The 26,411-nt window shown below is 66.0% G+C and carries 13 protein-coding genes and 1 pseudogene; 6 read left to right on the top strand and 8 right to left on the bottom strand.

What is annotated here, in order from left to right; translation table 11 throughout:
• Positions 1 to 2,683 precede the first annotated feature (2,683 nt).
• Positions 2,684 to 3,544 (bottom strand): annotated as a pseudogene (locus KA419_11190) (PPC domain-containing protein).
• Positions 3,545 to 4,609: 1,065 nt separating this feature from the next.
• Between KA419_11190 and KA419_11185 the strand changes: the two are divergent.
• Positions 4,610 to 6,892, top strand: coding sequence for a DNA translocase FtsK 4TM domain-containing protein (locus tag KA419_11185; GenBank protein MBP7866505.1), 2,283 nt, complete (start codon positions 4,610 to 4,612; stop codon positions 6,890 to 6,892).
• A gap of 540 nt (positions 6,893 to 7,432) precedes the next feature.
• Here KA419_11185 and KA419_11180 read toward each other — a convergent pair.
• From KA419_11180 to KA419_11170, 3 genes are all read right to left on the bottom strand, one after another.
• Positions 7,433 to 8,401, bottom strand: a complete 969-nt coding sequence (locus tag KA419_11180) for a glycosyltransferase family 2 protein (protein MBP7866504.1) — start codon at positions 8,399 to 8,401, stop codon at positions 7,433 to 7,435.
• The gene (locus tag KA419_11175; GenBank protein MBP7866503.1) at positions 8,398 to 9,636 is read right to left on the bottom strand and encodes an O-antigen ligase family protein; all 1,239 of its coding nucleotides are present in this window, start codon (positions 9,634 to 9,636) and stop codon (positions 8,398 to 8,400) included. The genes KA419_11180 and KA419_11175 overlap by 4 nt, the downstream gene beginning before the upstream one ends.
• Positions 9,637 to 9,847: 211 nt before the next feature.
• Positions 9,848 to 13,060 carry a CHAT domain-containing protein gene (locus tag KA419_11170; protein MBP7866502.1) on the bottom strand — a complete coding sequence of 1,071 codons (3,213 nt, stop codon included), beginning with the start codon at positions 13,058 to 13,060 and terminating at the stop codon, positions 9,848 to 9,850.
• Positions 13,061 to 13,440: 380 nt separating this feature from the next.
• On the opposite strand from KA419_11170, the gene KA419_11165 reads away from it, so the two are divergent.
• Both KA419_11165 and KA419_11160 read left to right on the top strand, forming a co-directional pair.
• Positions 13,441 to 14,442 carry a glycosyltransferase gene (locus KA419_11165; protein MBP7866501.1) on the top strand — a complete coding sequence of 334 codons (1,002 nt, stop codon included), beginning with the start codon at positions 13,441 to 13,443 and terminating at the stop codon, positions 14,440 to 14,442.
• Between the two features lie 68 nt (positions 14,443 to 14,510).
• Positions 14,511 to 15,785, top strand: a complete 1,275-nt coding sequence (locus KA419_11160; protein MBP7866500.1) for a DegT/DnrJ/EryC1/StrS family aminotransferase — start codon at positions 14,511 to 14,513, stop codon at positions 15,783 to 15,785.
• A gap of 52 nt (positions 15,786 to 15,837) precedes the next feature.
• On the opposite strand, the gene KA419_11155 is transcribed toward KA419_11160, so the two are convergent.
• Positions 15,838 to 16,656: an aldo/keto reductase gene (locus KA419_11155; protein MBP7866499.1), complete on the bottom strand. Its 819-nt coding sequence runs from the start codon at positions 16,654 to 16,656 to the stop codon at positions 15,838 to 15,840.
• 25 nt (positions 16,657 to 16,681) lie between these two features.
• Positions 16,682 to 17,962, bottom strand: coding sequence for an outer membrane protein transport protein (locus KA419_11150; protein ID MBP7866498.1), 1,281 nt, complete (start codon positions 17,960 to 17,962; stop codon positions 16,682 to 16,684).
• Between the two features lie 164 nt (positions 17,963 to 18,126).
• On the opposite strand from KA419_11150, the gene KA419_11145 reads away from it, so the two are divergent.
• Positions 18,127 to 22,149: an FG-GAP repeat protein gene (locus tag KA419_11145; GenBank protein MBP7866497.1), complete on the top strand. Its 4,023-nt coding sequence runs from the start codon at positions 18,127 to 18,129 to the stop codon at positions 22,147 to 22,149.
• 603 nt (positions 22,150 to 22,752) lie between these two features.
• Here KA419_11145 and KA419_11140 read toward each other — a convergent pair.
• A complete protein-coding gene (locus KA419_11140; GenBank protein ID MBP7866496.1) occupies positions 22,753 to 23,079 on the bottom strand; it encodes a nucleotidyltransferase domain-containing protein in 327 nt (108 codons plus the stop codon).
• Positions 23,052 to 23,495 carry a HEPN domain-containing protein gene (locus tag KA419_11135; protein ID MBP7866495.1) on the bottom strand — a complete coding sequence of 148 codons (444 nt, stop codon included), beginning with the start codon at positions 23,493 to 23,495 and terminating at the stop codon, positions 23,052 to 23,054. The genes KA419_11140 and KA419_11135 overlap by 28 nt, the downstream gene beginning before the upstream one ends.
• A gap of 546 nt (positions 23,496 to 24,041) precedes the next feature.
• Here KA419_11135 and KA419_11130 point away from each other — a divergent pair.
• Complete coding sequence (locus tag KA419_11130; protein MBP7866494.1) at positions 24,042 to 24,701, top strand: hypothetical protein; 660 nt, start codon at positions 24,042 to 24,044, stop codon at positions 24,699 to 24,701.
• A 57-nt stretch (positions 24,702 to 24,758) separates the two neighbouring features.
• Positions 24,759 to 26,243 (top strand): hypothetical protein, encoded by a 1,485-nt coding sequence (locus KA419_11125; GenBank protein ID MBP7866493.1) that lies wholly within the window; start codon positions 24,759 to 24,761, stop codon positions 26,241 to 26,243.
• The last annotated feature ends 168 nt before the right edge of the window (positions 26,244 to 26,411 follow it).

Raw genomic sequence — 26,411 nt, 5'->3', positions numbered from 1 at the left:
CCTGTCGACCATAGTGGAGACGCCTCTTCTCCGTGCCTCTGCGAGAGACATTCCGGAAGGTCTTTTCCCGGAGGTGGGATGACCCGGTGAAGGCAACCGTTGGTGCCTCTTGGCCCTATCCAGGGGCCAGGCGGGTTTCTTGGCGAGCTTTGCGCCTTGGTGAGAGCCGGTCCGGAACCTGATTTCGCCAAGGCGCCGAGCTCGCCTTGGAAGACGGCATCGGCCGCAGCTTCCCCTCCCGGTTGACGTTTCAAGCGATCGACCCCACTGTCTTGCGCGATCCGGCAACGATTTCACTTCGAAAGTACTGCAGACTATCCGCCCCGCCGGTCCCGCTTGTCCTTCCTGTCCCTTTGGTCCTTTTGGCCCTTTTGCTCCCTTGGTCCCTTCGCGCACCCACGTCATCAAAAAATCTTCAGGGCGACGGGAAGGCTGCGCCTTTTTCCCTCGTGCCCTCGTCTCTACGAGCTTGCGCTTGCAAAAGACGGGAGGAAGGCCCGGGAACCGCGCCGCTCCGGCGGCCTGCGCGGCGCGGCCAAAGCGGCGCTCCGGCAGCCTCCGCGCCGCACTCCGCAACGAGGCTTGCCGGACGAGGGGTGTCGGTCCGGAGGGGGCGATGTCAATGACGATGGTGTTGTGATACCGATGGCGACGACGATACCGATACCGATACTGATGACAACGATGGCAATAACGATGGTGATGGCGATGCCAATCACGAGGCCGATACCGATTGCGATTGCGATACCGATTGCGATACCGATTGCGATACCGATTCCGATACCGATTCCGATACCGATACCGATGCCGATACCGACCCCGACGGCTATTCCTCCGAGCCTACAGCCTATAGCCTACAGCCCAACCCGGATAAACCGGAGAGAAACCACGGATGAACACGGATGGACACGGATCATCCGGACGCTCCAGAAAAAAACAGGCGGTTTTTACCTCTCGCAAAGACGCAAAGACGCCAAGCCTCGCAAAGCCGGAAGCGGAAAAGGGGGATTCCTTTGCGAGGCTTTGCATCCTGGCGTCTTTGCGAGAGGCCTGTTACGTCGATTCCGGACCCGGATCGGCACAAGCGTGGCAAACCGGACGACGCTGCCGGGATTCCCTTCTTCGTCCCCGCATCGGGTTTCCCCGCTCTGAAAGCGGTGGGAGCCCACCGACGATTTCAAATCTTGCTCATTTTGCCAAAGAATTTACTTTGAAGGGACTACAGCCTACAGCCTACAGCCTACCTTCAGGGCTGCCCCAGGTACGCGCCCATGCGGTCGCCGGCGGTGCTGACGTAAAGGATGTCGCCGATCATGGGGTAGGTCCCATCCACCACAAACCATGCGGCCGTCCCAAGTTCCGCCGGGTTGAGGACACCCGACCACCTCCCGTAGGGGGCGATGGTGCTCGACACGGTGCCCACGAGGGTCCCCGAGGTGCTGTAAAGCTTGATAGTGAAGGGGTTCTCCCGGCTGTCCCGGTTGGTCAGGCCCAACCGGTTGAAGGCCCAGTCGGCGCCGGTCTTGACAACGGGGAAATAGAGGGTCGCGGCGCTGTCGGCGGTGGCCGGGATGCCGTCGAAGCGGAAATGGGCGGGGTCTCCGAGACCCTCCAGGAAGAGGCTGAACCCGAGGAGCGGCGACGGGGCGGTGATTTCCACGCAGGCCGCGGTGCTTCCCACGGGGTGACCGACCAGGTCCTGCACGCTCCGGGTGACCTGTTCGAAGGGGCCCACGGGGTAGGGCCAGTCCCGCTCGGACAGCACCCCGCCCGACGCGTCGAGAAGGCGGATGTGAAGGGTGCAGGCGCTCTCGCCCGCGTTGCTGCACGTCATCCCGGTGTAGGTGGTGGCAGGTGTGGGGATGTCGTTGTAAATCAATCGGTAGGTCGTGGCTTCACCCGCGGCGGCCTCCCCCGGGGACGGGGCGCCGGCCGCGGTCGCGGCCAGGGTGGCCGGCAGTCCCGCGAGGCCCGGCAGCGAGAGGTTGCCGAACAGTTCGAAACCCGTCAGCGGGCGGTCCGACAGGATACGGATGAAACGGATCAAGGCGGCGTCCGTCGCGCCGAAGACGCCCTCGACGAGACGAACGTACTTGCCGCCGGGCGGGATGGTCCCGGACGCCGTCGCGACCGGGTTCCCGGACTCGTCGTACCCCGTCAGGGTCAACGCCGCGGAGGCCGTCCCCGGGTTGACCAGGGTGATGCCCGTGTAGTAGCCGAAAGCCGTGGTGACGTAGGGGAAGAAGAAGGCCTGGGACCCTTCGCCGGCCAGGGGGAGGGTGACGTGGGTGGCCACGCCCCGGTTGCCGAATTCCACGACGCCCCGCAGTGGGGCGAGCGCGGTGACCCGGACCCAGGAATCCTGGAGGGCCATGGGCGACAGGATCTCCTCCAGCCCCGCGGACCACCCGCCCGATGCCGCGAGGGCGGGGAGGGAATACGTCTCCAGAGGGCGCCCGTCGGGGGCGTAGGCGCACACTTGCACCGCGGTCGACGCGGTCCCCGTGTTGGCCAGGGACAGTCGGGACCACCAGAGATCGGTGTCGGCGACGTGGGCCGCGCTCAGGACCCGGGCCCCGGCGGCGTCGGTGTACGTGGCCGTGAGAACGGCCCCGTCGTAGGCCGGCGACGCGAGCACGCCCAGGTACCAGACACCCGGGGCGGGGGCGGGGAGGTTGATCTGTTCCGTGCTGCTCCCCTCGGTGATGGAACGGGCGTCGTAGACGGACAGGGAAGGCTGGCCGCCCCTCCTGGCGTAGAGGTCCGCGTCGCCGGTTCCGCCCGAGAGGGTGGCGGAGAACGCGGTGGCGCCGAGGGGGACCTCGAGGCAGAAGTAGCGGAACGTGCCGGACTGGCTCTCCGAGAGGCCGGTGGCCGGGGTTGCCCGGACGATGGCCTCGCAGGGTTCCGGGGCGGAAACGATCTTGTGGTGGCCCAGGATGGCCTGGACCTGGGCGTCCGACCCGAAGGGGGAGGCCCGCCAGAGATCGTAGAAATCGAGGACGTTCGAGGGGCTGCAGTCCTCGACGACGTTCCAGATGCCCGGGATGCCCAGCCCGATGGTGTCCCAGCCCTCCGCGGCGGAGTCGAAGATGTCCCAGAGGGAGGCGCAGACGGCGCCCTCGTCCTCCGCGTGGTGCGCCTCGGGGTCGGGGGGCTCCAGGTAGAAGAGCAGGGACTGGTCCTCGGTGTCCTCGTAGGTGGGATGCCCCTGGACGGCGGCCTCGATGAACGTGGCCCACCCCTCGGACCAGGCGCACCCCCGGCTGGAGTGATAGCCCCAGAAGTGCGGGTTGCAGTTGGGGGTGGAGGGGTAGACCAGGTAGATCTTGTCCATGACGAAGTGGCCGAACTCGTGCAGGATCACGTCCCCGTCCCACCGGTCCTCGGCGAGGAGGTGGATGGCGGACCCGTCGTAGTAGGTCCCGTCGGCGCTCCCCGCCGACCAGATCACCGGCAGGTTGTACTCGTTGCGCCACCCCGTGTTCTGGTAGAGGAAGCGGAAAGCCTCGTTGCCGATCTTGTCGAAAATGTAGTAGGCCATGCGGTTGGAATCGTCGGTGACGGTCCAGGCGCCGAAGTCGTACGTGCTCCCGCTCACCAGGGCGTCGGAGGTCTGGGCGGTGAAGAGGGTCCCCCCCGGTGTCCGGACGTGGCACGAGAGGTCGTCGGTGGCGTAGACGACGGCGCGAAGCGACGTGCCGCCGCCGACCTCGACGGGCCCGGACTGGAAGTGCCCGGTCGCGTCGGTGTAGACGGTGTCGAGCAGGCCGTTGGCGCTGGTGCGGATCTCCACCCGGGCCGAACCCAGGGGGCGGTCGACGCCCTCCCGGTCACGGTAGGCCCACGAACCGGAAACCACCGCCGAGGTCGGCGACGGCGCTGCGGCCACGACCACGGCCTCGCGCTTGCCGTCCCGCAGGGTGCCCGCGGAGGAGGCCGGCGGGAGCGGGATCGGTTCGGCCCCGCACACCGCCGTGTCGGGCGGAGCCTCGGGGTCCCGGCTGCTGAGGGTGGTCCGGTTTCCCCGGGTGTGGAGGAACAGGCGGGCGTGCCGGCCGAAGACCGCCCGCCCGAGGCGGCACTCCGCCGTCACCCGGACGGGGAGGCTTCCCTCGCGGGTTGCCCGAAGCGGCAGTCGGAAGGAGGCCGGCCGGCCGACCCCGAGGTCCACCACCCACTCCGGGGCCTCGACGCCGAGTTCGAGGCCCTCGACGGGCTCGACCCGGACTTTCGTGCCGGGGGCGTTCACGGCGCTCGAGACCTCCACCTCCAGGGCGCCCCACGCGCCGGAAGACGGCATTGCCGGCACCGCCAGCCGGATCGTGATGGGGGAGTCGATCTTGGTCGCCCGGAGGGGGCCGGAAAAGGCCCAGAGCAATCCGACGGCCAGCAGGGCGGCCCTGAAGGGGTGGATGAATTGCAACCGGCTTTTTGTCAATGCACAAGAACGTTTTTTCACGCGTTTTTCCTCCGGGCGGTCTGCGAACGCAACCACGGCGCATTCTAGAATAGGGATGCGTCGAGGGGAAGGAAATTTGCAGCGAAAGTGACAAGGAAGAGGCGTTTGGTGTACAATAACCCGAATTCCGACGAGGGAGCGGCGCGCATGGCGAGAACGAACGCACGGAAAACCCAGGAGATCGCGGGGGCCATCCTCCTCTTCCTGACCCTGATTCTTCTCCTTGCCCTGCTGACCTTCCAGCCGACCGATCCGCCGCGATCCACGGCCGCATCCGCCCGGAACCTGATCGGGACCTTCGGGGCGTACCTCGCCGAAGCCTGTTTCCGCTTTCTCGGGCTCGCCGCCTACTTCCTGGTCATCCCGCCCGCAATCCTCGGCGTCCGCCTGATCTGGCACCGCCCGTCCCGGAGGCTCTTCTCCGGTTACTGCTCCTTCCTCCTGCTCGTCCTCTCCGTCGCCTCCCTGGTGCAGGTCTGGGTGGAAGGCGGCGTGAAGGGGGCCGCCGGCCTGCCGTTCGCCCCGGACCCCCGGATGCCCGGCGGGATCCTGGGGATGGCGACGAAGCGCGGGCTCGAGTCCCTGTTCAACCCCGTGGGGACGCTCATCATCCTCTTCGCCATGCTCACCGTCGGGTTGATGCTCCTGACCCCACTCACCTTCGGAGAGGTCTGGGGCACCGTGCGGTCCCTCTTTTCCCGGGGCCGGAAGGCGGAGGAGGAAAGCCGGGAGTTGGAAACGGAGGAAGAGACGGAGGCGCCGGCCCCGGACGAAACGGAACCGCCCCCCTCCCGCTCGTCCCGCACGGAGGCCCCCCCCGTGGAGATGGCCGCCGCGCGGCCGGCGTTCGTGACCCGCCAGGCCCCGGCGCCCATGTCGCCGCCCACCTTCCGGGAAAAGCTCCAGGAAGAGGGGAGCGGGATCCCCGAGATGAAGATCAGCGCCCCCCTCTCCCGTTCGGGCTTCCGGCTCCCCCCGGTGACGCTGCTGACCCCGGCCTCCGCGGGCAGCAAGGTGAACGAGGCCGAACTCATGGAAAAGGCGGGGCAGATCATCCGGAAACTGGCCGAATTCGGCCTCGAGGGCAGCGTGGAGGCCATCCACCCCGGGCCCGTGGTGACCCTGTTCGAGTTCAAGCCTGCACCGGGCGTGAAGTACAGCCGGATCGTCTCCCTGCTGGACGACCTCTGCCTCGGCCTCCGGGCCGAGTCCATCCGGGTGGACCGGATCCCCGGGAAGTCCACCGTGGGGATCGAGGTGCCCAACTCCAGCAGCGAGGTCATCCAGATCCGGGACATCCTCGAATCGGCGGAATTCGCCCAGTCGCGGTCCCGAATCACCCTGGGGCTCGGCAAGCGGATCAACGGCGACGTCTACGTCACCGACCTGGGCAAGATGCCCCACCTTCTCGTGGCCGGGGCCACGGGGCAGGGGAAGAGCGTCGGGCTCAACACCATGATCACCTCCATCCTCTTCAAGGCGACGCCCGACGAGGTGAAGTTCATCTTCATCGACCCCAAGCGGCTGGAACTGGGGATGTACGCCGACATCCCCCACCTGCTGACCCCCATCGTCACCGACGCCAAGCTGGCGGCGGGCGCCCTGATCTGGGCGGTGCGGGAGATGGAGGAGCGCTACAAGCTCCTGGCCAAGTACGCGGTGAAGGACATCGAGACCTTCAACCGGCTGGCCCGGGAGCACGAGGCGCTCCCCGAGGCGCCGGGGCAGTCCACGCTCCGGACCATCCCCTTCATCGTCATCGTCATCGACGAGCTGGCGGAACTGCTCTCCGTGGCCTCGAAAGAAGTGGAACTGTGCCTCCAGCGCCTCGCGCAGATGGCCCGGGCCGTGGGCATCCACATCGTCATGGCCACCCAGCGGCCGTCGGTGGAGGTGGTGACCGGCATCATCAAGGCCAATTTCCCTTCGCGCATTTCCTTTCGCCTGCTGTCCAAGCACGACTCGAAGACCATCCTGGACCAGGTGGGCGCCGAGCACCTGCTGGGGAAGGGCGACATGCTCATCCTGCCCCCCAACTCGTCCAAGTTGCTGCGCGTTCACGGCGCCTACATCTCCGAGGAGGAGACCAAGCGCGTGGTGGACTTCCTCAAGTCCCAGGCGTCGCCCCAGTTCCAGGAGATCGTCGGCCCCCCGGACGGCGAGGGCGAGGGCGAGAACGGCGACGGGGTGAACGGCGGGGACGACCCGCTCTACGAGGAGGTGGCCCGCTTCATCGTGAAGCAGCGCAAGGCGTCCACCTCCATCCTCCAGCGGCGGTTCCGCATCGGATACGGCCGCGCGGCGCGCCTGATGGACCTCCTGGAGCAGGAGGGGATCGTGGGCCCCGCCGACGGCAGCCGGCCCCGCGACGTTCTGGTGCCCCCCGACTTCTACGACGCCGTGGACGAGACCCGCAACCCGGACGAGTGAGCGCCGTCGAGGTGATGTGGAGTGCGGCGCGAAGGTTGCCGGAGCGCCGCTTTCAAACATGCCGAGGGAGAGGCGCGCAGGCTTCCGGAGCGCCGCCGGAAGGGGCATGCACCTTTCTGTCAAGAAAACGACCTTGCCGGGCTTGCTTTAACCGCCAGAAGCGCCCAACCTCCTCGATTCCCGCGCCGCTCAGGCCGCCTGCGCGACGCGGGCAAAGCGGTGCTCCGTCGGAACTCCGCGCCGCACTCCGCCATCGAGTAGCCATTGTCTGCATCGAGGGACGGCATGAAAGCCCTTCATCCGGCCAGAAACCTTTAGAGTTTGAAGATGTTTCCTGGCAAGCCTGATGGTCCTTCAAAAAGACGCGAAAGGGAGATTTCCCGCGAATAACACGAATATACGCGAATTTATAACACGAATAATATCTATTGATTGTTGATTTCTGATTCGCGTTCATTCGCGTGATTCGCGGGTAAAATGCGACTTTTTGCGGGGTGCCATCCTTTACTTCCCGAACCCTGCTCCGCCTCGCCTCATACTTCAGCCATCATGTCCTTCCTTTGTGCTCTCTGCGGCAAACCCGGACGGGATCGGGTGGCCCCGGTAGAGGTCGCGGCATTCCCGGGCGATGCGGAGCTCGGTCCGGTAGGTCCCGAGCTTCATGGCGATCCGGTCGCTCTTCGTGAAGAGGGCGGCCGTCCCGTAGTACAGGATCTTCCGGTACACCCGGTACCGCTCCCAGGCCAGGGCGAGCCACCGGTTCCATCCCTTGAGGTTCTTGTGGAAAAAGCGGTGCCGGTTCCGGAGGAAAAGCTCGGTCTTCAGGGACGAGGGGGACTGCCCGCCAAGGTGGACGATGTCTATCCTGGTCAGGATGTAGGTTTTCAGGCCTGCCCGCCGCATTCGCAGCGCCAGGTCCGTGTCCTCGAAGTAGAAGAAGTAGTCCTCGTCGAAGATCGCTTTGGACGTGCGGAAAGGGGCCGACCGCAGGAACAGGAAGGCGCCTTTGACCCCGTCGGTCCGGACCGGCTTTCGGGAACGTCGCAGGCGCCGTCGCATCCGCATGTTGGACAGCTTCCGGAGGAGATCCAGGCCCAAAATGCCGAAACCGAACCCGATCCAGAACGTCTGAAGGCGCCCGTCGGGCCAGCGGACCACGGGCGACACGCCCGAAGCGTCGGGACGCCCTTCCAGAAAGGCGTGGCAGGCGGCCAGGGCGCCGTCGGTCAGGACGACGTCCGTGTTGAGCACGCAGACATACGCGGCGTCGGACTGCCGGAAACCCGCGTTCACCGCGGCGCCGTAGCCGGTGTTCCGGTCGTTGGCCACAAGCGTGGCCCGGGGGTGGTCGCGGACCACGTCGGGGGACCCGTCAGCGGAGGCGTTGTCCACCACCGTGACGGTGAAGGGGAAGGGGAGGCTTGCCCGGTCGAAGTAGTCCAGAAGGTCCCCGAGAAGGGCGCGGGTGTTGTAGCTGACAATGACGAAGTGGACGCCGGGGGTGCTCATGCGTCGGGCCCTTGCTTCGGGGTCGGGGGAGGCGTGCGCGGGGCGAAGAGCCCGAAGAGCGGGGTCGGGGAGAGCAGGAGGCCGGCGAAGGCGGCGCTCCAGACGGTGTTGGTGACGCCCGTGATCAGGCTGTTCGTCAGGCTCCCCACCAGGAAGACCAGAAGGAAGGCGGCGCCCAGGAAACCGCGGAAGCTCCCCCTGAACGACCGCGACGCCCGCGCCAGGGTGAAGAGGATCCCCCCCAGGAGGGCCAGACCCAGCAGGCCGTAGTCGGCGGCGACGTGGCAGAACGTGTTGTGGGGGTTGAGGTAGTTGGCGACGATCCCCTCGGGCTTGCCCGTCTTCCAGCGGGTTTCGAAGGCGCCGGGGCCACCGCCCGCCAGGGGTTTCTCCGCCAGGAGCCGCGCCGAGAACTTCCACATCTCCATCCGGGAGCCGAGGCTGGTGTCGATGCGGCCCGCCTGGTAGTGGTCGACGTCCGACATGGCCTCGGAGATCCGGTGCCGGACGGTGGGGGACAGGGCCGCCGCGGCCAGGACCAGGGCGAAGGCGGCGGCCGCCTTCCCGTTGAACCGAAGGCCCAGAAAGTTGCAGACCATCACCGGGAGCCCCAGGGCGAAGGCCAGGTAACCGATCCGCCCCGGGATCACCACGGTCAGCGTGAAGAGGAAGAAGGCGGCGAGGGCGGTGAAGGCGAGCCGGGCCCCGAGGGAGGACGCTTCCCGGAAAAGCCGGGAGAGGAGCAGGAGGGAGAAGGCGAGGAAGAGGGAGAGCGTGCCGTGCATGTAGCAGTGGAAGAGCCCGTAGCGCACCGTTCCCTCGGGAAGGGGGTAGAGGCCGGCATACTGCGCGGTGGCGAGGGCGCAGGTCACCGCCAGCCCCGCCACGAAGGCGAGGGACGCCCGGCGGGCGTGAAGGCCGAGACCCAGCGAGGCGATCGCCAGCGTCACCATCCAGAACCGCGCGTTGGCGGCGGCCGCGAAGGCGGGGTCGGGAGCGGGCGCCCAGAACCAGCCGAGCAACGGGAGCACCATGAACAGCAGCACCGGGGCCAGGTCGCGGGAACGGGCCCAGGAACCGCCCAGAAGCGTCCCCGACAGGAGCCACACCCCCAGCAGGGTGCTGCTGGTGATCTCCACGGCGGTGGTGGACAAGGGGATGGTGAAGAAGAAAGCGGCGAGAACGTGAACCGGGAATCGGGTCCGGAAGTACCTCGTTGTCTTGTCCCCGGCCATGGCCCCTCTCCGCGGCGATAGAGCGCCACTTTAACCCAGATGCTCCGCTGCCGTCAAGCGGCGGATACCGGAAGCAGTGGCGCAAGCTTCAGCTTGCGCGGGAAACCCGAACCAGGGGTGCTGAGCCATGAGCCCTGACAGATGGAATCGACCCTTCGTCAGGTGAATCGGTGAAGTGCAGGCTCACCCCCCCCCAGGGCGTCCCCGGTCGTCATTCCCCGTACAGGACGAAAGCCGCCCAGAAAAACGGCGAGTTCCACTTCGCGCTCGCGGCCATCTCCCGTTTCGCCCGACGCAAGGCTTCCGGGGGTGGAAGCCCATCCCGGATCATTTTTCCATAGAAGCGGGTCATGAGTTCCCGGGTCCCCACGTCAGAAACACTCCACAGGCTCACAACGGCCGCAGGGCTCCCCGCGTACATCACGGCCCTGGCCAGGCCCGTCACCCCCTCGCCACGCTGAATCGGCCCCAAGCCTGTCTCGCACGCGGAGAGCACTACCAGCCGAGCATTCCACTTCAGATTCATGATCTCACCGAGGCTCAGCAACCCATCCTCTTTTGACCCGGGGATCCGGGAGAGGGCGATGGCCTGGTAGTCGTCCCCCAGAATTCCGTGCGCTGCCAGGTGAATGTAGCCGCCAGACGATACCAAATCGGAGTGGATCAGTTCCTCACGCGCCTCGTCCCGTAAAAAGGCCTTCTCGTCTCTTCCGGATTCACGAAAAAGGCGCTCCACGGCCCGGACCTCCTCGCCGGTCCCCGGCAGACGCTCCAGTTCCGCCCCTGCACTGCCTTCATTCCGCCGAGCGAGGCTCGGAGAAAGCGTTTCCCACGACAGGTTGACCCTGGACTCCGGTTCGCCCGCCCGGAACTTCTCGTAATCGTAGACCGGGTCTCCCAGGCCGATGAAACGCTCGGACGCGCCGCTTCGGTGGTAACGGGTCCGGTAGAATAGCAGGACCGCCGCGGAAGGTGTGTAGCTAACCGCCTGATTTTCTATCAGATAAATGGTTTTACCCTTCGAGGCGACGGCCAGCGCTTCAAAGGGGAGCCGGGAGAGGATTCCGTCCGGAACGATGATGATGGATTTCCCCCGGATGTCCTTCCCCATCGGAGCGATGAGCCCGTTGTACAGTCGCCGGGCGTCCGCCATGATCGGCCGGGGTATTTCCGGTTTTTCCCCGGAGCCACGTTCGATTCCCTCGGCGGGCAGTTCGACGATCCAGGACAGGAGGCGGGAGGTCGTCCGGTTCAACTCCTCGGTCCCCATCGGAAGCTTCACGGCCCTGAAGGACTTGCGGGTGAGGACAAAGCACCAGGCGTCCTGCTTGCCCAGAAAATACTCGAGGAGGACCTCGTTCTCCGACAGCACCTTGTTCTGCATTTCAGCCACCGCGGGTGGCTCGGGATACTGCACCGAGGCGTAGAGCGGGTTGCGCAGCCGGATACGGGCTTTCATTTCGGCCAGCCTGGCTTCGATACCCCCGATCTCGAGGGCGATTTCGGCTTTCCGCTTTTCGCTCTCCTCCGATTGCAAGGGTTGAGGGGATGGTTCCTGCATTTTCTTGCGGGCGGCGTCCAGATCGGATTCCAACCTTTCGAGACCACCTCTCAGATCGGGATCGACTCCCTTCTCCAGGTCGACCAGCCCTTCGGCGAGGCGGTCCAGGAACAACCGTGCCTTCATCCGTTCCGCCGTTTGAAAAGCCTTTTCCGCATACCCGGCCCGAAGCATGAAGCCGGCCGCTTCCTCGATGTAGTCCAGCCGGTCCTCCAGGTATCGCATTTTCAGTTCTTCGACCCCGGTGTGCCTTCGGATCTGTTCCAGCAGTTCAAAGGACTTTTCGAAACGGTCCAGCGCCTGGGCATCCCTGGACTGCTTCGCCAGGGCCAGGCCCTGCCTTCGGAGAGACAGCAGTTGCCCTTCCGTGAAACCGGATCTGACATAGCAGTCAAGTGCTTTCTCGCTGTTCGAGACGGCCCGGGCCCAATCGTTCTGCTGGAAACTGAGGTCGGCCCGGCACTGGAACGTGTCCCCCACTCCCATGAGGTGGCCGATCTTCTCGTAAACGGCCTGGGCCTGGTCATAAAGGGAGATCGCCTGGTCGAGGCTGCCGGTTTTCCGGCAGATTTCCCCCTGTTTCAGGAGCATGTTTCCCTTTCCAAGGGCAGAGTCGGCTTTCTCGTAGGCATCCAGTGCCTTGCCGTACATGGCTCGCGCCTGATCATAGGCTCCGGTTCGGAATCGGACATCCCCGATTTTCCGGTACACGTTGGCCTGGTAGATGGGGTTGTCGATCTTCTCGACGATGCTCAGCGCCTTCTCGAACATCGCCAGGGCCTGTCCGTTATCGCCGATGCGGAAGTAGACGTCGCCACGCCGCATCTGGACGTTCCCAAGGCCCCAGGGGTACCTGGCCTTCTCGTAGAAAGGCAAAGCCAGTTCATACATTGCCAGCGACTTCGCATAATCTCCGGAGAAACAGTGGACCAGGCCGAGGTTGCAGTAGGCGTTCCCCAAACCGACGGCGCTGTTGGCCCTCTCGTAGCAGTGCAAGGCCTTTTCTCCCATGGAAAGCGCCTTGGGGAGGTCTCCCGTCTGGTAGCCGAGGATGCAGAGGCTGATGTATACGTTGCCCTGGTAGGTCAGATTACCGGACTTTTCCAGCAGGAGAAGCGCCTTCTCGTACATCGCGCGCGCCTGGGCGATGTCCCCGGTGTTCTTGTAGATTTCCCCGCACTTGAAGCAGACAATCCCCGGGCCGTGGGCGTCCTTGGCCTTTTCGAGGAAGGGGAGGGCCTTCTCGTAAAGGTGGAGAGCCTGAGCCATCTCGGCCCTGTTCGCGTGGAGGTCGCCCACGGCGACGTACGCCTTCCCCTGAACCAGGGGGAGGTCGGCTTTTTCGCACAGTGCCAGCGCCTGCTCGTACATCGAACGGGCCTTCGGGATATCCCCGGTCATGAGGAAGACTCGGCCGCGCCCCAGGAGGACTTCCCCTTCCAGGGCGGGATTTCCCAGGGCCCGGTAGAGGGGCAGCGCCCGGTCATAGAACCCGGCGGCCCTGTCGTTGTCCCCGCTCCGGTTGTAATAATCGGCGGCCATTCTCAGGACGTCCGCCTCGGCATTCCGGCTGCCGATTTCCTCAGCCGCAGCCAGGCCGATGGAGAGACGCTCTTCGACGAGCCTGGGTTCCGATCGTTCCCGGATCGACCGGGACACGGTCTCAAGGATCATTTTCGGGGAGATGGATTCCCGGTTTTGCCGGACATACTCCCGCAGTGCCGCTTCGCCGCCCTTCTGCCAGGCCTCCTGCATCTGGGCCCAGGCCGGATCGGGGGAGGGGGGGCTGTCCGGTTCCCGGGAGGCCAGGAACGGGGCGGTGAACAGGACGTAACTTACCACAGCCAGCCGGATGAAATGCATGTTGCCTCCTGCCCCGGCCTGCAGCCGTTGACTCCGGGATTCCCCGCCCGCCGGAGGGCCGGGAGGTTCGTGCTCGGGGTGTCAAATACTCGATGGTAACGCCTTCGGGAATCTTCGCGGCAGCCACCGTGACCGCAGAGGGCGGTGAATGTGCAAAGCCCGGTGATCAGACAGATCGGGTTCTTGTCGTGTGACGTCGTGCCCCTTGCGCTTTTCTTGTTCCGGCCTTGTTCACAATCCCATCATACAACGATTCCCGAACCGGGACCAGACGAACTTGGGATTGATCAGGCCCTCCCCCGGGAGAGAAACGGTGGAACCCCACGATTTCCTTGACTTGAGTCGCTGCTCCGGGTAAGAGTACTCCCGCACGGTGGTATATGGCAAGGATCCGGATCTGGTTCACCGACTTCTGGGGGGGCTTCGACCCCCGGGACAACTACCTGGTCTCGGTGCTGGGGAAACACTTCGACCTCGAGGTCAACCCCCGGGCGGACGTCCTGGTCCACTGCGTCTTCGGCTGGAAGCACCTGCGGTACGCCTGCCCCCGGGTCTGCTTCACCGTGGAGAACACCCGGCCGGACTACCGGCGGAGCGACTACCACGTCGGCTTCGACCTCGAACCCCACCCGCGCTACCTCCGGTGGCCGGTCTTCCTCTGCTACTATCCCCCGGGACTCCTGCTGGGCCCGCGGGACATCGACGGGATCCTGAAACGGAAGACGCGCTTCTGCGGTTTCGTGGTGAGCAACCCGAACGCCCGGGAGCGGATCGACCTCTTCCACGCCCTGTCCGCCTACCGGCGGGTCGATTCCGGGGGAAGGGTCCTCAACACCCTGGGCTGCCGGGTCCCCGACAAGGTGGCGTTCCTCCGGGAGTGCCGCTTCGCCATCGCCTACGAGAACTCGTCCCACCCCGGCTACACCACCGAGAAGATCTACGAGGCCTTCCTGGCCGGCGCCGTGCCCATCTACTGGGGAAGCCCCCGGGTGGAGGAGGATTTCAACCCCGCGGCGTTCATCAATGCCCACCGCTTCGCCTCCCTCGGGGAACTGGTCGATCATGTCCGGATCGTTGACCGGGACGAGGCCCTTTACCGCGGGTATCTCTCCGAACCCTGCTTCGCGGGCGACAAGGTCCCGGAAGCCTTCCGCGAGGAACGGCTGGTCGCCTTCTTCGACGGGATTTTCGCTTCCGGGGAAAAGGTTTCCCGGGTCGCGAGGCCGACGGACCGGGCGCTTTACCTGGCGAAGACCGTTCAGAAGGGCGCCCTGGACCTGTTCCGAAAAATCACCGGCAAGAAAGCCCGGGAGAGAGCGCGGCAAGGGCAGGCCCCCCCATTTGGGAAGCCCTTGCCCGGCACGGGGGAGTCGGAAGGGTGAATTGGGGTTGAGCGCGCGAACCGTCCCCGCGGGAGAGGTTGGGAATCGGTCGCCGGAGGGAGAACAAAGTGAAGAGTCGGATCTCAGGACAGTCGGACCGTTTTCCGCCGAACGCTGAACCCGCCGGCCGGGTTTCATCGCTCTTCGTGGACCGGTGGCGGCAACCGGGTGAGGCCGAGGCCGACCTGGTCCAGGAACTGACCCGCTGCGACGAGATTTCCGGCGTCACGCGGGCGGTGCGGGAGTTCGAAACCCGGTGGCGCCGGTGGAGCGGCGCTCGGCACGCATTGACCACGATGAACGGCTCCGCGGCGCTCTTCGCGGCCTATTTCGGGTTGGGGATCGGGCCTGGCGACGAGGTGATCTGCCCCACCTACACATGGATCAACACTGTCGGACCGGCCCTCCTGCTTGGCGCCCGCCCCGTTTTCTGCGAGTGCGAGCCGGAGACACTCCTCATTGACCCGTCGGATGCGCGCCGCCGGATTACGCCCCGCACCCGGGCCATCGTGGCGGTACACCTGTGGGGAAATGTCTGTGACATGGACGCACTGCTGGCCCTTCGGCGGGACACCGGCATCCACATTGTCGAGGACTGCTCCCACGCCCACGGCGCCACCTGGAAAGGCAAGGTCGTCGGCACAGTGGGCGATGCCGGGTGCTGGAGCCTCCAGGGGGCCAAACTCGTCAGCGCGGGTGAGGGGGGAGTCCTCGCGACCGGCGATCCCCGCGTGTTCGAGCGGGCCTGCCTCGTGGGTCAGTTAAGCCGGATGGGGGCTCTCAATTGCCGCGAGCACGTGGAATTACAACCCTTCGGCCTCGGCATGAAGCTTCGGGCCCATCCCCTGGGGATCGCCATCGCCGGAGTCGGGCTGGACCGACTGCCCGAAGTGAATCGCCGGCGGCGTGCGTGGGTCGAGACCGTGGAGGCCGGTCTGTCGGGTGTGCCTGGTTTCAGGACGGTGAAGGTCGTCCCCGACGCGGAGCGGGTCTGGTATCGGGAATTCCCGGTCCTCCACCTTCCCGAGGAGCATCGCGGCACGTTGACCCCCGAGGTGATCGACGCTCTGAAGGGCCTCGGCGTCCCGGCTTCCGGCGGGGGCTTCCCCTTGCTTCACCGCCTGCCGCTTTTCGAAAAGGGATTCGACCTGTTCACCCGCGAGAGGGGCCCCTTGGGCGACGGTTTCCAGGGTTACCGGGAGGGGGACCTGCCGCATACGGAGGAGGCTCACCGTCGCCTGGTTTTCTTCCCGGTTCTGACACAGCCGGACCCCGACGCGGCCGGTTTCCTGGTCGACCGGGTGCGCTCACTGGCGATCGGGCTGGCGGGGGACCGGGGCTGAGACGAGGGGTGTTCCGGTCATCCCCGCCCCGCCTTCTGGGGAGGGGCCGGCCTCAGAAAGGTCGATTCCGGATCGGCACGAGCAGGGCGCGACGAAGAAAATCGAGCCTCTCCGGGTCCTCGAAAGGGATGCAGGTTTCGGCGATCGCCACGTCCTTTTCGAGTTGGGCCACGGTCGAACACCCCACGAGAAGGATGCTCAATGGCAGCCCCAAGCCGTAGCGCAGTGCCTCCGGGCAGAGATCGCGAAGCGATCCCCCTGCCAGGGCCCGCATCCCGACGACGGCTGCACCGCGGGCACGGGCAGTTGGGAGCAGTTCACCCAGAAAATCCGGGTGGCCCGGGTCGACAGGGGCGGCCGTAAAGAGAACGCTGTCGAAAGGGAACCGGCGGATCGCTTCGGCCAGGACCCCCGCGTCACTGTGGCCGGTAATCCCCAGGTAACGGACCAAGCCCTGGGCACGGGCCTCCGTCAACGCATGGATCGCCCCGTCGGGGGCGAAGCACCGGTCCAGTTCCGCCCGGTCGTTCACGCAGTGAAGACGCCATTCATCCACCCGGTCGGTCCGGAGGCGCCCCAGGCTCTCTTCCAGCTGTCGAAGGGCGCCGTCTCGCGTCCTCTCCAGGGTCTTGGTGGCGATCCACATCTCGTTCCGGCGATGTTCTGCGACTTTTCCGACCCGTTCCTCGGACTGGCCGAGAGCGTACACCCAGGCGGTGTCGAAATAACGCAGGCCACGGTCGAGGGCGGCATGGAGAACCGCCAGGGCCTGGCCCTCCCCACAGCCGTTGGTGTCCACAATCCGTTGGCAGCCGAGGCCCAGGACGGGCAGGCTCTCGCCGGTCCGCCCGAAGGGCCTGTTCTCGATCATGGTGAGGCCCCCGGGCGGTGTCCCCTCAAAAACGGTACCCCATGGACAGGCCGATGAGGTGGCCGTGGGAGCGGTACGACCCGGTGTTGGGCACGATGCCGTAGGCGGGGTTGGTGTTGATGTCGCGCTTGATGAAGTGCAGGAACATGTAGGCGAAATCCACGGTCCACGGGCCCTTGTGCCAGCCGTAGCCTCCCTGGAACGAGAGGCGAGTGGAGTCGGGCAGCATGGGGTCGAGGGTGGCGTCGGGGTTGGGCGCCCCGTCCACGTAGAAGCCGGCGCGGATGTCGTGGTGCTTGTCCAGGTGGAACTCGTGCCCCCAGCGGATGGCCCAGCCGTTGCCCCAGTTCTTGGGGATGACCGTGTTCCGGATGACCGCCGTCTGCTGGTCGAAGTAGAAGGGCAGTTCGTCGTAATCGGTCCAGTGGATCCACTGGGCGTCCACCTCGGTGTCCCACCAGTCGGTGAGCTTGCCGCCGAGGCCGAACCAGGCCTGGTCGGGGAGCGTGACCCGGGTCTCGCAGTCCTGGTCGGGGAAGAGAGCCGCCAGCTGCGCGTCGATGGCCGAAACCCCCGTGACCGGGGTGGTGAGGTCGAGCCGGCCTTCCAGCTTCAGGCGCACCTGGCTCCGGTAGGAGGCGCCGAAGCTGAGCCGGTCGGTGATCTTCCACTGGACGCCCGCGTTGAAGCCGTAGTGGGTGTCCTTGACGTCGGCGCTGAAATACCCGTCGTCGAGAGGGTAACCGCCGAAGATCTGGTTGGAGAGCCCCTGGAGGTACAGGGCCCGGTCCAGCCGCGCCATGGCCCGGACGATGTCGAAGCCGAACCCCACGCTGAAACGGTCGTTGACCTTCACCGCCAGCACGGGGTTGAGGCAGAGCACCTGCAGGTTCACCAGCTGGGAGCTGTACTTGCCGGGGAAGGAGTCGGGCCAGCGCTTGCTCAGGCCGTAGGGCGCGTAGAGCCCGACGCCCAGGTGAAAGCGGTCGCCGAGCGGGGTGGTCATGAAGAAGTGGGGCGGGAGTTCCCACTTGTCGTTGGAGTCCACCGAAACACCGGGCCCGTCCCAGGTGGATTTCTGCTTGATGGCGGTGCCGCCGGTGTAAAACTGGATCCCCTCCAGCTGCGTGATCCCCGCGGGGTTGAAGAAGAGGGCCGAAGGGTCCGACGCCCGGGCGGCGAACGCCCCGGCCTGGGCCATGGCGCGGGCGCCCTGCTCGTTGATGGCGAACCCGTCGGCACGGGCGGCCCCGACGAGGGCGACGAAAAACAATGCCATTAGAATGATAGGTTTAGTGCGGATCATCACGCTCTCCCCTTCTGTGAGTTGTGGGGATTATAGATGAGGAAGGCGGAAAAGCAAGGGGAAAATCGGTAATCTGTCCCGGTCGATCCATGGATTTTTATGGTACGATCACGCGATTCGGCATGGTAGCCTGACCGCAACAGAACAGGGCAAGGAGGTGGGCGATGGAGAAGTTGACGAGAGGCGTGACGGGGATGGTGCTGTTCCTGTGCCTGGCCGGGGTGCTTCCGGCCCTGACGGTGGGGGACACCACGGTGTACGGACGGCAGGCGTACCAGGTGACCTGGTTGGACAACGACGGCCTGGAGCGCACCGCGACCATCAACAAGAGTTCGGCCACGGGGTTCCAGGGGGTCTGCCACCACCTGACCTACTACAACGGCGCCACCCTGGTGGACGTCTGGGGCGTCAGCCAGAACCCCTCCTTCCCGGGAGATTCGGGCTTCGGGTCCTCCACCCACCACGGGTGCAGCACCCACCACGCCTCGGCGGGGACGGTGACCCTGACGTACCAGGGCGCCCACATGGCGGTGTTCACCTGGACCCAGACCATCGACAGCACCCCCGAAACCATCACCTACGTCTTCATGGACGGCCACGACTACTTCCAGTGGGCCAACACCGTGGACGCCCGCAACGGTACCGCCCAGGGCGACTCGCGCGGGCCCTACTGCACCATGTTCTGGGACGGCGCCTCGACCTTCACCACGGCGGACGGCATGGAGTTCGACGCCAACGGCTCCTTCCGCATGCCCACCATCACGTCGGGGTCGGCCAACCTGCTGAACGGGAACTGGACCTGGACCGGCAAGCGAAGTTCCTCCCAGCCCCTCGGCGCCACCGACATCCCCTACTGCCGGGAGTGGGACAACGGCTGCGAGGTGGGGTTCGTCCAGACCCAGACCTACGCCCAGCAACTGGCCGGCGACCCCACGTGGTCGTGCAGCGCCAACAACATCGGTTCCTCGGGCACCCAGCTCAACGGGAGCAACAACTGGGCACTGGACTTCCAGATGAACGTCTACGACGGGGCCAAGAAGATCACCTGGGGGATGCCCTACGGCTACATGAACAACACCGTGGCCAACACCGACATCAACGGGGTCCCGGAGAACGGGCTCAAAAGCGGGTGGGGGCAGTACTCCCTCTCCATCGTCTTCGATGCGGCCTCGGAGGGCGGGGTGCTTCGGGTCCGGGACGAGAACCGGCGCATCCACGACGGGACCGTCACCTTCAGCGCCAGCACCGGCGCCGTGAAGGCCACGGGGCCGGTCGGGATGGCCAACCCGGCCATCCAGGCCCTCTCCCCGGCCGGCTACGACCACAACTACCGGGCCTTCTGGGTCACCGCCGCCGGCAACGCCGCCCTCGTCAACCTCAACCTGAGCAGCGGGAGCCTCCAGAACCCCACGCTGCGCATCGACGGCCTGGCCACCTCTCCCGCGGGTGTGACGCTCAATTCCGTGGCGCTGGTGGCGGACACCGATTACTACCTGTCCTGGAACGCGACGGCGGGCGAGGCCTGGATCACCCTGAAGCGGACCCTGACGGGCAGCAACGTCATCCAGGTGGGGCAGGTAGCCGACTACCTGACCCTGTCCTCGCCCAACGGCGGGGAGAGCTGGGCGTCCGGGACCGTCCACCCCGTCACCTGGGCCGGATCCGGCACCATCCCCTCCGTCCGGGTCGAGCTGTCCACCAACGGGGGTTCCGCCTGGACCACCCTCGAGACCGCCGCCCCCAACACGGGGAGTTACAGCTGGACCATCCCGGCTTCCTATTCCAGCCAGTGCCGCATCAAGGTGACCAGCACGGGGGACGGCGCCCTGACCGACACCAGCGACGCCAACTTCACCATCGTGGAGCGCGTGGCCGACGTGGTCTTCAGCGTGAACACCGGCAGCGGCGTCCACGCCATCTCGCCCTACATCTACGGCGCCAACCTGCACGCCATCGACAGCTGGGAAGGCACGGGGCGGAACCTGACCTTCGGCCGGATGGGCGGCGACCGCTACACCGCCTACAACTGGGAAAACAACGCCTCCAACGCCGGTGTCTACGACTGGGGCTACGACTGGGAAGGCCAGAACGACGCCTACCTCGGCGGCGGGGACACCCCGGGCAACGCCATGGGGCAGCGCATTTCGGTCCTCCACAACGCCGGGGCCGCCGCCCTGGTGACGGTCCCCATCGAGGGGTACGTGGCGGCCGACAAGAACGGCGGCGGGGACGTCATCAACACGCCCGACTACCTCGCCACCCGCTTCCGTCAGGGCATCGCGAAGAAAGGCTCGGCCTTCACCCTCACGCCCAGCACCGCCGACGCCGTCTCCTACCAGGACGAGTTCGTCAACTGGATCGTCACCAACCACGCCTGGAACGGCAGCGCTCTCGGCCAGAAGATCTTCTTCGGCCTGGACAACGAGCCCGACCTCTGGTATGCCACGCACCGGCGCATCCACCCCGACCCGGCCAACCCGACCCAGGGGCTCAAGGCCACCTTCGCCGAGGTCATCGGCAAGAACATCGAGTTCGCCGGCGCCATCAAGGACGTGATCCCTGCCGCCACCGTTTTCGGCGGGGTCCTCTCCGGCTATTACGGCTTCGTGGCCCTTTCCGACCCGTCGGACCGCGCCGGGCGGCACTTCATCGACACCTGGCTCGACTCCATGGCCTCGGCCCACTCCTCCCAGGGGAGGCGCCTCGTCGACGTCCTCGACCTCCACTGGTACCCCGAGGTCCGCAACGGCGACATCCACAGCGGCCCGCGGGTCACCAACGAGGACACCGACGCCGCCATGGCCGCCCTGCGGGTCCAGGCGCCGCGCTCGCTGTGGGACCCCGCCTACGTCGAGAACAGCTGGATCGCCGTCGACTACCTCGGGAACCAGGCCATCCGCCTGATCCCCGACATGAAGACGCGCATCGCCGCCCACTACCCCGGGACGAAGCTGGCTTTCACCGAGTACTACTACGGCGGCGGCGAGCACATCTCGGGCGCCATCGCCGAGGCGGACGTCCTGGGGATCTTCGGCCGCGAGGACGTCTTCGCCGCCACCCTCTGGCGCACGGGCGACAACGCCGGCAGCTTCACCTTCGGCGGCTTCGCCATGTTCCGCAACTTCGACGGGCTCTTCGGCGCCTTCGGGGACACCTCCGTCCAGGCGTCCACGGGGAACATCGCCGACACCTCGGTCTACGCCAGCCTGCAGGGCGGCAACCCCGCCCGGATGGTCATCGTGGGCATCAACAAGACCACGACGGCCAGGACGGCGGACGTCCAGATCACGGGCCCGATGACCTACACCCGCGGACGGGTCTTCCATCTGACCTCCGCCTCCCCGGTCCCCCAGGCCGCCGGGACGCCGACCCTCGAGGCCGACAACACCTTCTTCCTCGACATGCCCGCCATGAGCGTGGTCACCGTGGAACTGGAAACCCCGCTCCCCTGCGACTTCAACAGCGACGCGAAGACGGACCTCCTCTGGCGGAACCTCTCCAGCGGCGCCGCGTCGGTGTGGTACCTCAACGGGAGTGGCTACTCGGGCTCCGCCCCCATCGCCACCGTCGACCCCGCCTGGGAGATTGCCGGGAGCGCCGATTTCAACAAGGACGGGCAGACCGACGTCTTCTGGCGGCACCCCGCCTCGGGCACCAACTCCGTCTGGCTGATGAACGGCACCACCCCTGCCGGTTCGGCCGCCATCCCCACCGTCCCCGCGCCATGGACGGTGGCCGGCCTCGGCGACTTCGACAACGACGGCAACCCCGACCTGCTCTGGCGCAACACCGCCAGCGGGGACAACTCGGTCTGGTATCTCAACGGCGCCTCCGTCACGGGCAGCGGCTACGTGCCCGGCGTCGCCGCCGCCTGGACCGTCGCCGGCCTGGCCGATTTCGACGGCGACGGGAAGGTGGACATCCTCTGGCGCAACCCGTCGTCCGGGGCGAACTCCATCTGGTACATGAACGGGACCACCGTCGCCGGCGGCGGTTACGTCCCCCCCGTGAGCAGCCCCTGGACCGTGGGCGCCCTGGCCGACTTCAACGGCGACCGCAAACCTGACATCCTCTGGCACAACACCGCCACGGGCGACCTGTCGTACTGGTACCTGAACAACAACGCCGTGACGTCCACCGGGCCCTTCACCACGGTGGCCGACACCAACTGGAGGCTGATGAACTGACCCCGTTGAACGTCGACGGCCAAGTGAATCCCCCGGGGAGTGCGGCGGTCAGCTCCGACGGAGCATCGCCTGCAGATTGCGGAGTGCGGCGCGAAGTTCCGACGGAGCGCCGCTTTGAACAAAGCTCAGACCAAGGCGCGAAGGCTTCCGGAGCGCCGTTGTGGCTTCTCCGCCGGGTCGTGATTGCCAACCGGCCCGCAAACGGTTGAGATCCGCGCCGCTCCGGCGACCTGCAAAGAGTGCCAGGTACCGGCTAAGCCTTTACCAATCAAGGAGACATAGTGCATTAAATCGCAACCCGAGAAATATCAGGGCAATATAACTGGCTGGCTGATCTTGCCGGCGACCCCGCAGGGGACTGCCGTGAATAGCCGGCGGCGGCAGCCGCCGGAAATGCAAGCAAAGACCGGAAACCGACCCCGGAGGGGGCGTCGGTGAAACGAAGGCGGAGGGGACCAAGCGGCAGCTCGAAGACTCGCTGTCGCACTCCAAAGGTGCCAGATGCGAATAAACACCTTGGGAAAAGCGGAGGTTAGTGAGTGCCTGGCACCATTTCTCCTCCCCGTTGCCGATGCCGACAAGTCCTTCGCGTCGGCCGCCTTTTCACCCGGCCGGTTCAACAGGTTCCGGAAAGATCACCTCGCCCCGGGCCAGGACGGACTCGAGGAAGCCGCTCGGGTCGCGGTCCGATTCGAGGAGGACGGGCTCGATCCGGTCGTCGATCTCCCGCCGGGCCCGGTAGAGGGCGGCCTGGACGTCCAGGTAGTCCCCCTCCACCCGATCCACCACCACGGCGATGTCGATGTCGCTGGAGGGGCCTGCCTCCCCTCCGACCTGGGAGCCGAAGAGGACGACCATCTTCGGGGAGAGGACTGACCGGACCCTTCGCCCGTAACTTCTGGCTATCGCCCGTATTTCCGCCGGAGCCATGCGAACAGCCTCCTCGTCTCATCCAGGATATTCTCGCACCTCTCCTTCGTCAGCGACGCGAGAATACGTTCCTTGTCGGTGGGGTAGCGGGCCTCGAGGTTGAGGGGATCCAGGACGTCCAGGAGATCCCGGTGACCCTCGGAGAGTTCCCCGGCAATCCCCGTCGAGCGGGCCAATCGCGTCAAGGAGTGGATGCGCTCCGGTTCGGCGCCGGAAACGAACCAATGCAACGCCTTGAGCGCTTTTTCAACGGTCTGGTGGCACATGAAGCCGACATAGAGGAGACGCCCCCCGGCCAGCATCGTCTCCGCCGTAACCAGGTCGTACTCGGCCAGGGAATCCCAGTACTCCACGCGCTGATCGACGTTCAAATCCGCCTCCCTCGGGCTCCCTCCACGGACGGGACCTGAAGACATTATAACCCGGCCTCGTGAGCGGTGTCAGTAAAAACGGTGCTTATGGCTCGCGCAGCGGGCGGCTCCCGGCGGGGGAGGAAGAAATTAAACATGGATGGAGAGGTTCGTTGCCGATGCCGACGAGGCCTTCGCGACGGTCGTCCTTTCACTCGGCCGGTTCCGCAGGTCCCGGAAAGAATGAAACAACTTGGCGGGTGAACCGTACGTTCATCCAGAACATGAATGACCCGAAGCCAGGTCCGGGGGCGATCCCAGTACACGGAGAAATGATCCATGACCCGAATGCCGGTCCGTTCCGTCGCATCGTTGAGGGTTTTTCGTAAATTCCCCGGGGAGGGGATCGGATACAACGTCCCCATGGAGATCGCTCTTCCGGCAGAGGATGCCCTGAGCCGGGCGCCTTCCTGCCTCGACTCAATCATCTTCTCGAAACCTGGAATCGGGAGGCGGAGGCCAACCAAGAGTAAAATCCCATTTTTTCAGTGAGTCCAAGTGCTTGATGTAAAACAGCCGATCTCGCCAAACACCCTGGGAAGAGCGGCGACCTTGCTGGCCCTGCTCGCCGCGTGCCTTCCCCCGGCGGACCTCCCGGCGCAGCCGCCCGGACCCCAGCCGGCCCAGAGGAGTTCGCGGGTCGCCTTCGACCCCGGGCTTTCCGATCCCTTTTTCGCCAGCGAGATTTCCCTCCTCCCCTGGTGGATCGTGGAGAACCCGGACGGGACCTTCGAGAACACCCTGGGCGGACCGGAAGCGCCGGCCGACATCCCCCGGCTGAAGCAGACCGCCCGCTGCTGGACCCGGTTCCAGTACCCCCACGAAATCCGTTTCTGCGAGGCGGAGTTGACGGAAAGCGGGGAATTGCGGATCTTCCTCCACGACGAGACCGCGTCGACCTTCGACAACCTGGAAATCACAGTGAAGGACGGCCGGTTCCGGTGCCAGTATTGGACGACCTATCCCTCCCCGCCAGGGAACACCGGCCTGGTCTGGGTCACGAAGAAGCAACGGCTGACCCTCGACCGGAAAATCTGCCGTCCTGGAGACCTTCTCAAGGGCCGGGTGGACTTCACCTGCGAACAGGTGGACACTGCCCGTCCCGCCTCCCGGCCCGTCCGGCGAACAATCCGGATCCAGGGGGTCTTCATGGCGGAGATCCGACAGAAGCTCGAACGCCTCGAGAAGAGGTTGAAACGGCGGTTTGATTAGGGCAGAATACCCCGAGTGCCGATGCACACCGGACGGCCGAAGCTCGGGGGAACTCCTTTGAAGCCGAACCACCAGAAAAGAGCGGGCCGGGTATCCCTCTTTCCCCAAAGACGATTCGTCGTCCCGGGGATGGCCCTGGTCCTGGTTTGTCTCGTCGGGGCGGCGCGGGTGACGCCCCTGGAAGCCGGGACCCGGTCGCTTGCGGCCATGTCGACCGGCGCGTTCGATCCCGGCCTTCAGCGCGCCCTGGCCGAGCGCTTTGCCCCCCGGCTTGTCTTCCACCCGGACGAGCGCTTCTTCCCCTGCGCCCCGGCCGGGGGGGAACTCGCGGCGGACCCGGGCGGCGCGTCCCCCGGCCTGTCCCTCGCCGCGAGGACCCGGGGCTACCAGGGCCGGCCTCTCGCCGAAAAGGCCCTTGAAGCCGTGGTTTACTACCATGTGTATCCGCACTGGACGCCCGCGGGGCAACCGGGAGCCGTGGTGGAGTACTGGTTCTACTACCTGCGGAACGAGTATTCCGGGCGGGGGGGGCTCATCCCCACCTGGGCGGACCTTGCGCACCCCAACGACATGGAGCACGCCTTCCTGGTCCTGGAAGCCGCAAGCCCCGCCCCGGAGGGCCCCGCCGGGTATCGCCTCCGTACCGTCCTCTGCAGCGCCCACGAAATCAACAATACCCGGAACTTTCACCGGGGCGACGGCCCCGAAGGGCATTTCGCCCTCCTGGTGGAACGGGGTTCGCACGCCATGTGCCCCGACCTGGACGGGGACGGCCGTTTCACGCCCGGAAAGGACGGCGACCCCCGCCAGAAGTACTGCTGGGGCCTCCGGGACCGCGGGATCTCCTGGGCGTGGTGGGACCCGTCCTTCGCCGACGACCGTTCCGGACCGGACGCTCCACGCTTCCGCTGGAGCGGGGACCCCGGCGCGGACGATGCCCGGTGGAAAGACGCGTTCGCCTATGAACTGGAGTCGGTCGACGGATTCCCTGATAGTCCCCGGAAAGCGACCGGTGGCCCCGGGGGGCCGGAAGGCTCTCCCCTGGGCCCCGGGAGCCGCTTCAAGGCTTTCTTCGGGCTGGCGGACGGGGAGCAGCCGAAGTTGTGGGTCCCCGGCGCCCACGAGAACTTCGGGAGGCCGGAACGCGTCTCCCGCAACCGGATGGCCGGCGAGCGGGGGTTCCTGGTGGGCTATTCCCACTACATCGGGGACTGCACGCTCGTCCTGAACGCCCGGTACGGGATCTGCACCGGCCGGGGGCTTCTCCCGGACCTCATCCTGGACGGCAACACCTTCCTGACCTCGTCGGGGCGGGCGTTCCAGGCGGGGGAGGTGGCGGCCTACTACCCGGTGGACCGCCTGGCCAACGTCTTCGTGGGCGGGGGAGTGCTTTGTCGGCTCCACGACCTCGCCGATCGGCAGGCTTATGCCGTCTGCGGCATCGAGTATCGCCTGGGGAGGTTCCGCTTTCGCGCAGCCTTTTATTCCAAGGGCGCAACGGTCCCCGATCGCTGGGAGTTCCGCTGCACGCGGAAATTCTGACAAAGCCCCCGGGAACGGGGCCCGGTCGCCGGGGAAGGGGTTTTTCGAGCCTTTCAGGCCGGGAACGGCATCTATTGACTGAAATGTGCGGGACTTGGTCCGACGGACACAGCACGGCACATTCGGCTTTCAGGCAAGACAATCTGCAAGTGAGGGACAGAATGGGAC

It is taken from the genome of Acidobacteriota bacterium (assembly GCA_018001935.1).
In the GTDB taxonomy this organism is placed as follows: domain Bacteria; phylum Acidobacteriota; class JAAYUB01; order JAAYUB01; family JAAYUB01; genus JAGNHB01.
Note: the sequence above shows the minus strand (reverse complement) of the source record. Positions and strands in the feature narration are given on the sequence as shown.

Coding starts and splice junctions, on each gene's coding strand:
- KA419_11135 (MBP7866495.1), bottom strand. CDS start 23,495: ATGTCTTCAGGTCCCGTCCGTGGAGGGAGCCCGAGGGAGGCGGATTTG.
- KA419_11165 (MBP7866501.1), top strand. CDS start 13,441: ATGGCAAGGATCCGGATCTGGTTCACCGACTTCTGGGGGGGCTTCGAC.
- KA419_11150 (MBP7866498.1), bottom strand. CDS start 17,962: ATGATCCGCACTAAACCTATCATTCTAATGGCATTGTTTTTCGTCGCC.
- KA419_11175 (MBP7866503.1), bottom strand. CDS start 9,636: ATGGCCGGGGACAAGACAACGAGGTACTTCCGGACCCGATTCCCGGTT.
- KA419_11145 (MBP7866497.1), top strand. CDS start 18,127: ATGGAGAAGTTGACGAGAGGCGTGACGGGGATGGTGCTGTTCCTGTGC.
- KA419_11180 (MBP7866504.1), bottom strand. CDS start 8,401: ATGAGCACCCCCGGCGTCCACTTCGTCATTGTCAGCTACAACACCCGC.
- KA419_11170 (MBP7866502.1), bottom strand. CDS start 13,060: ATGCATTTCATCCGGCTGGCTGTGGTAAGTTACGTCCTGTTCACCGCC.
- KA419_11155 (MBP7866499.1), bottom strand. CDS start 16,656: ATGATCGAGAACAGGCCCTTCGGGCGGACCGGCGAGAGCCTGCCCGTC.
- KA419_11140 (MBP7866496.1), bottom strand. CDS start 23,079: ATGGCTCCGGCGGAAATACGGGCGATAGCCAGAAGTTACGGGCGAAGG.
- KA419_11185 (MBP7866505.1), top strand. CDS start 4,610: ATGGCGAGAACGAACGCACGGAAAACCCAGGAGATCGCGGGGGCCATC.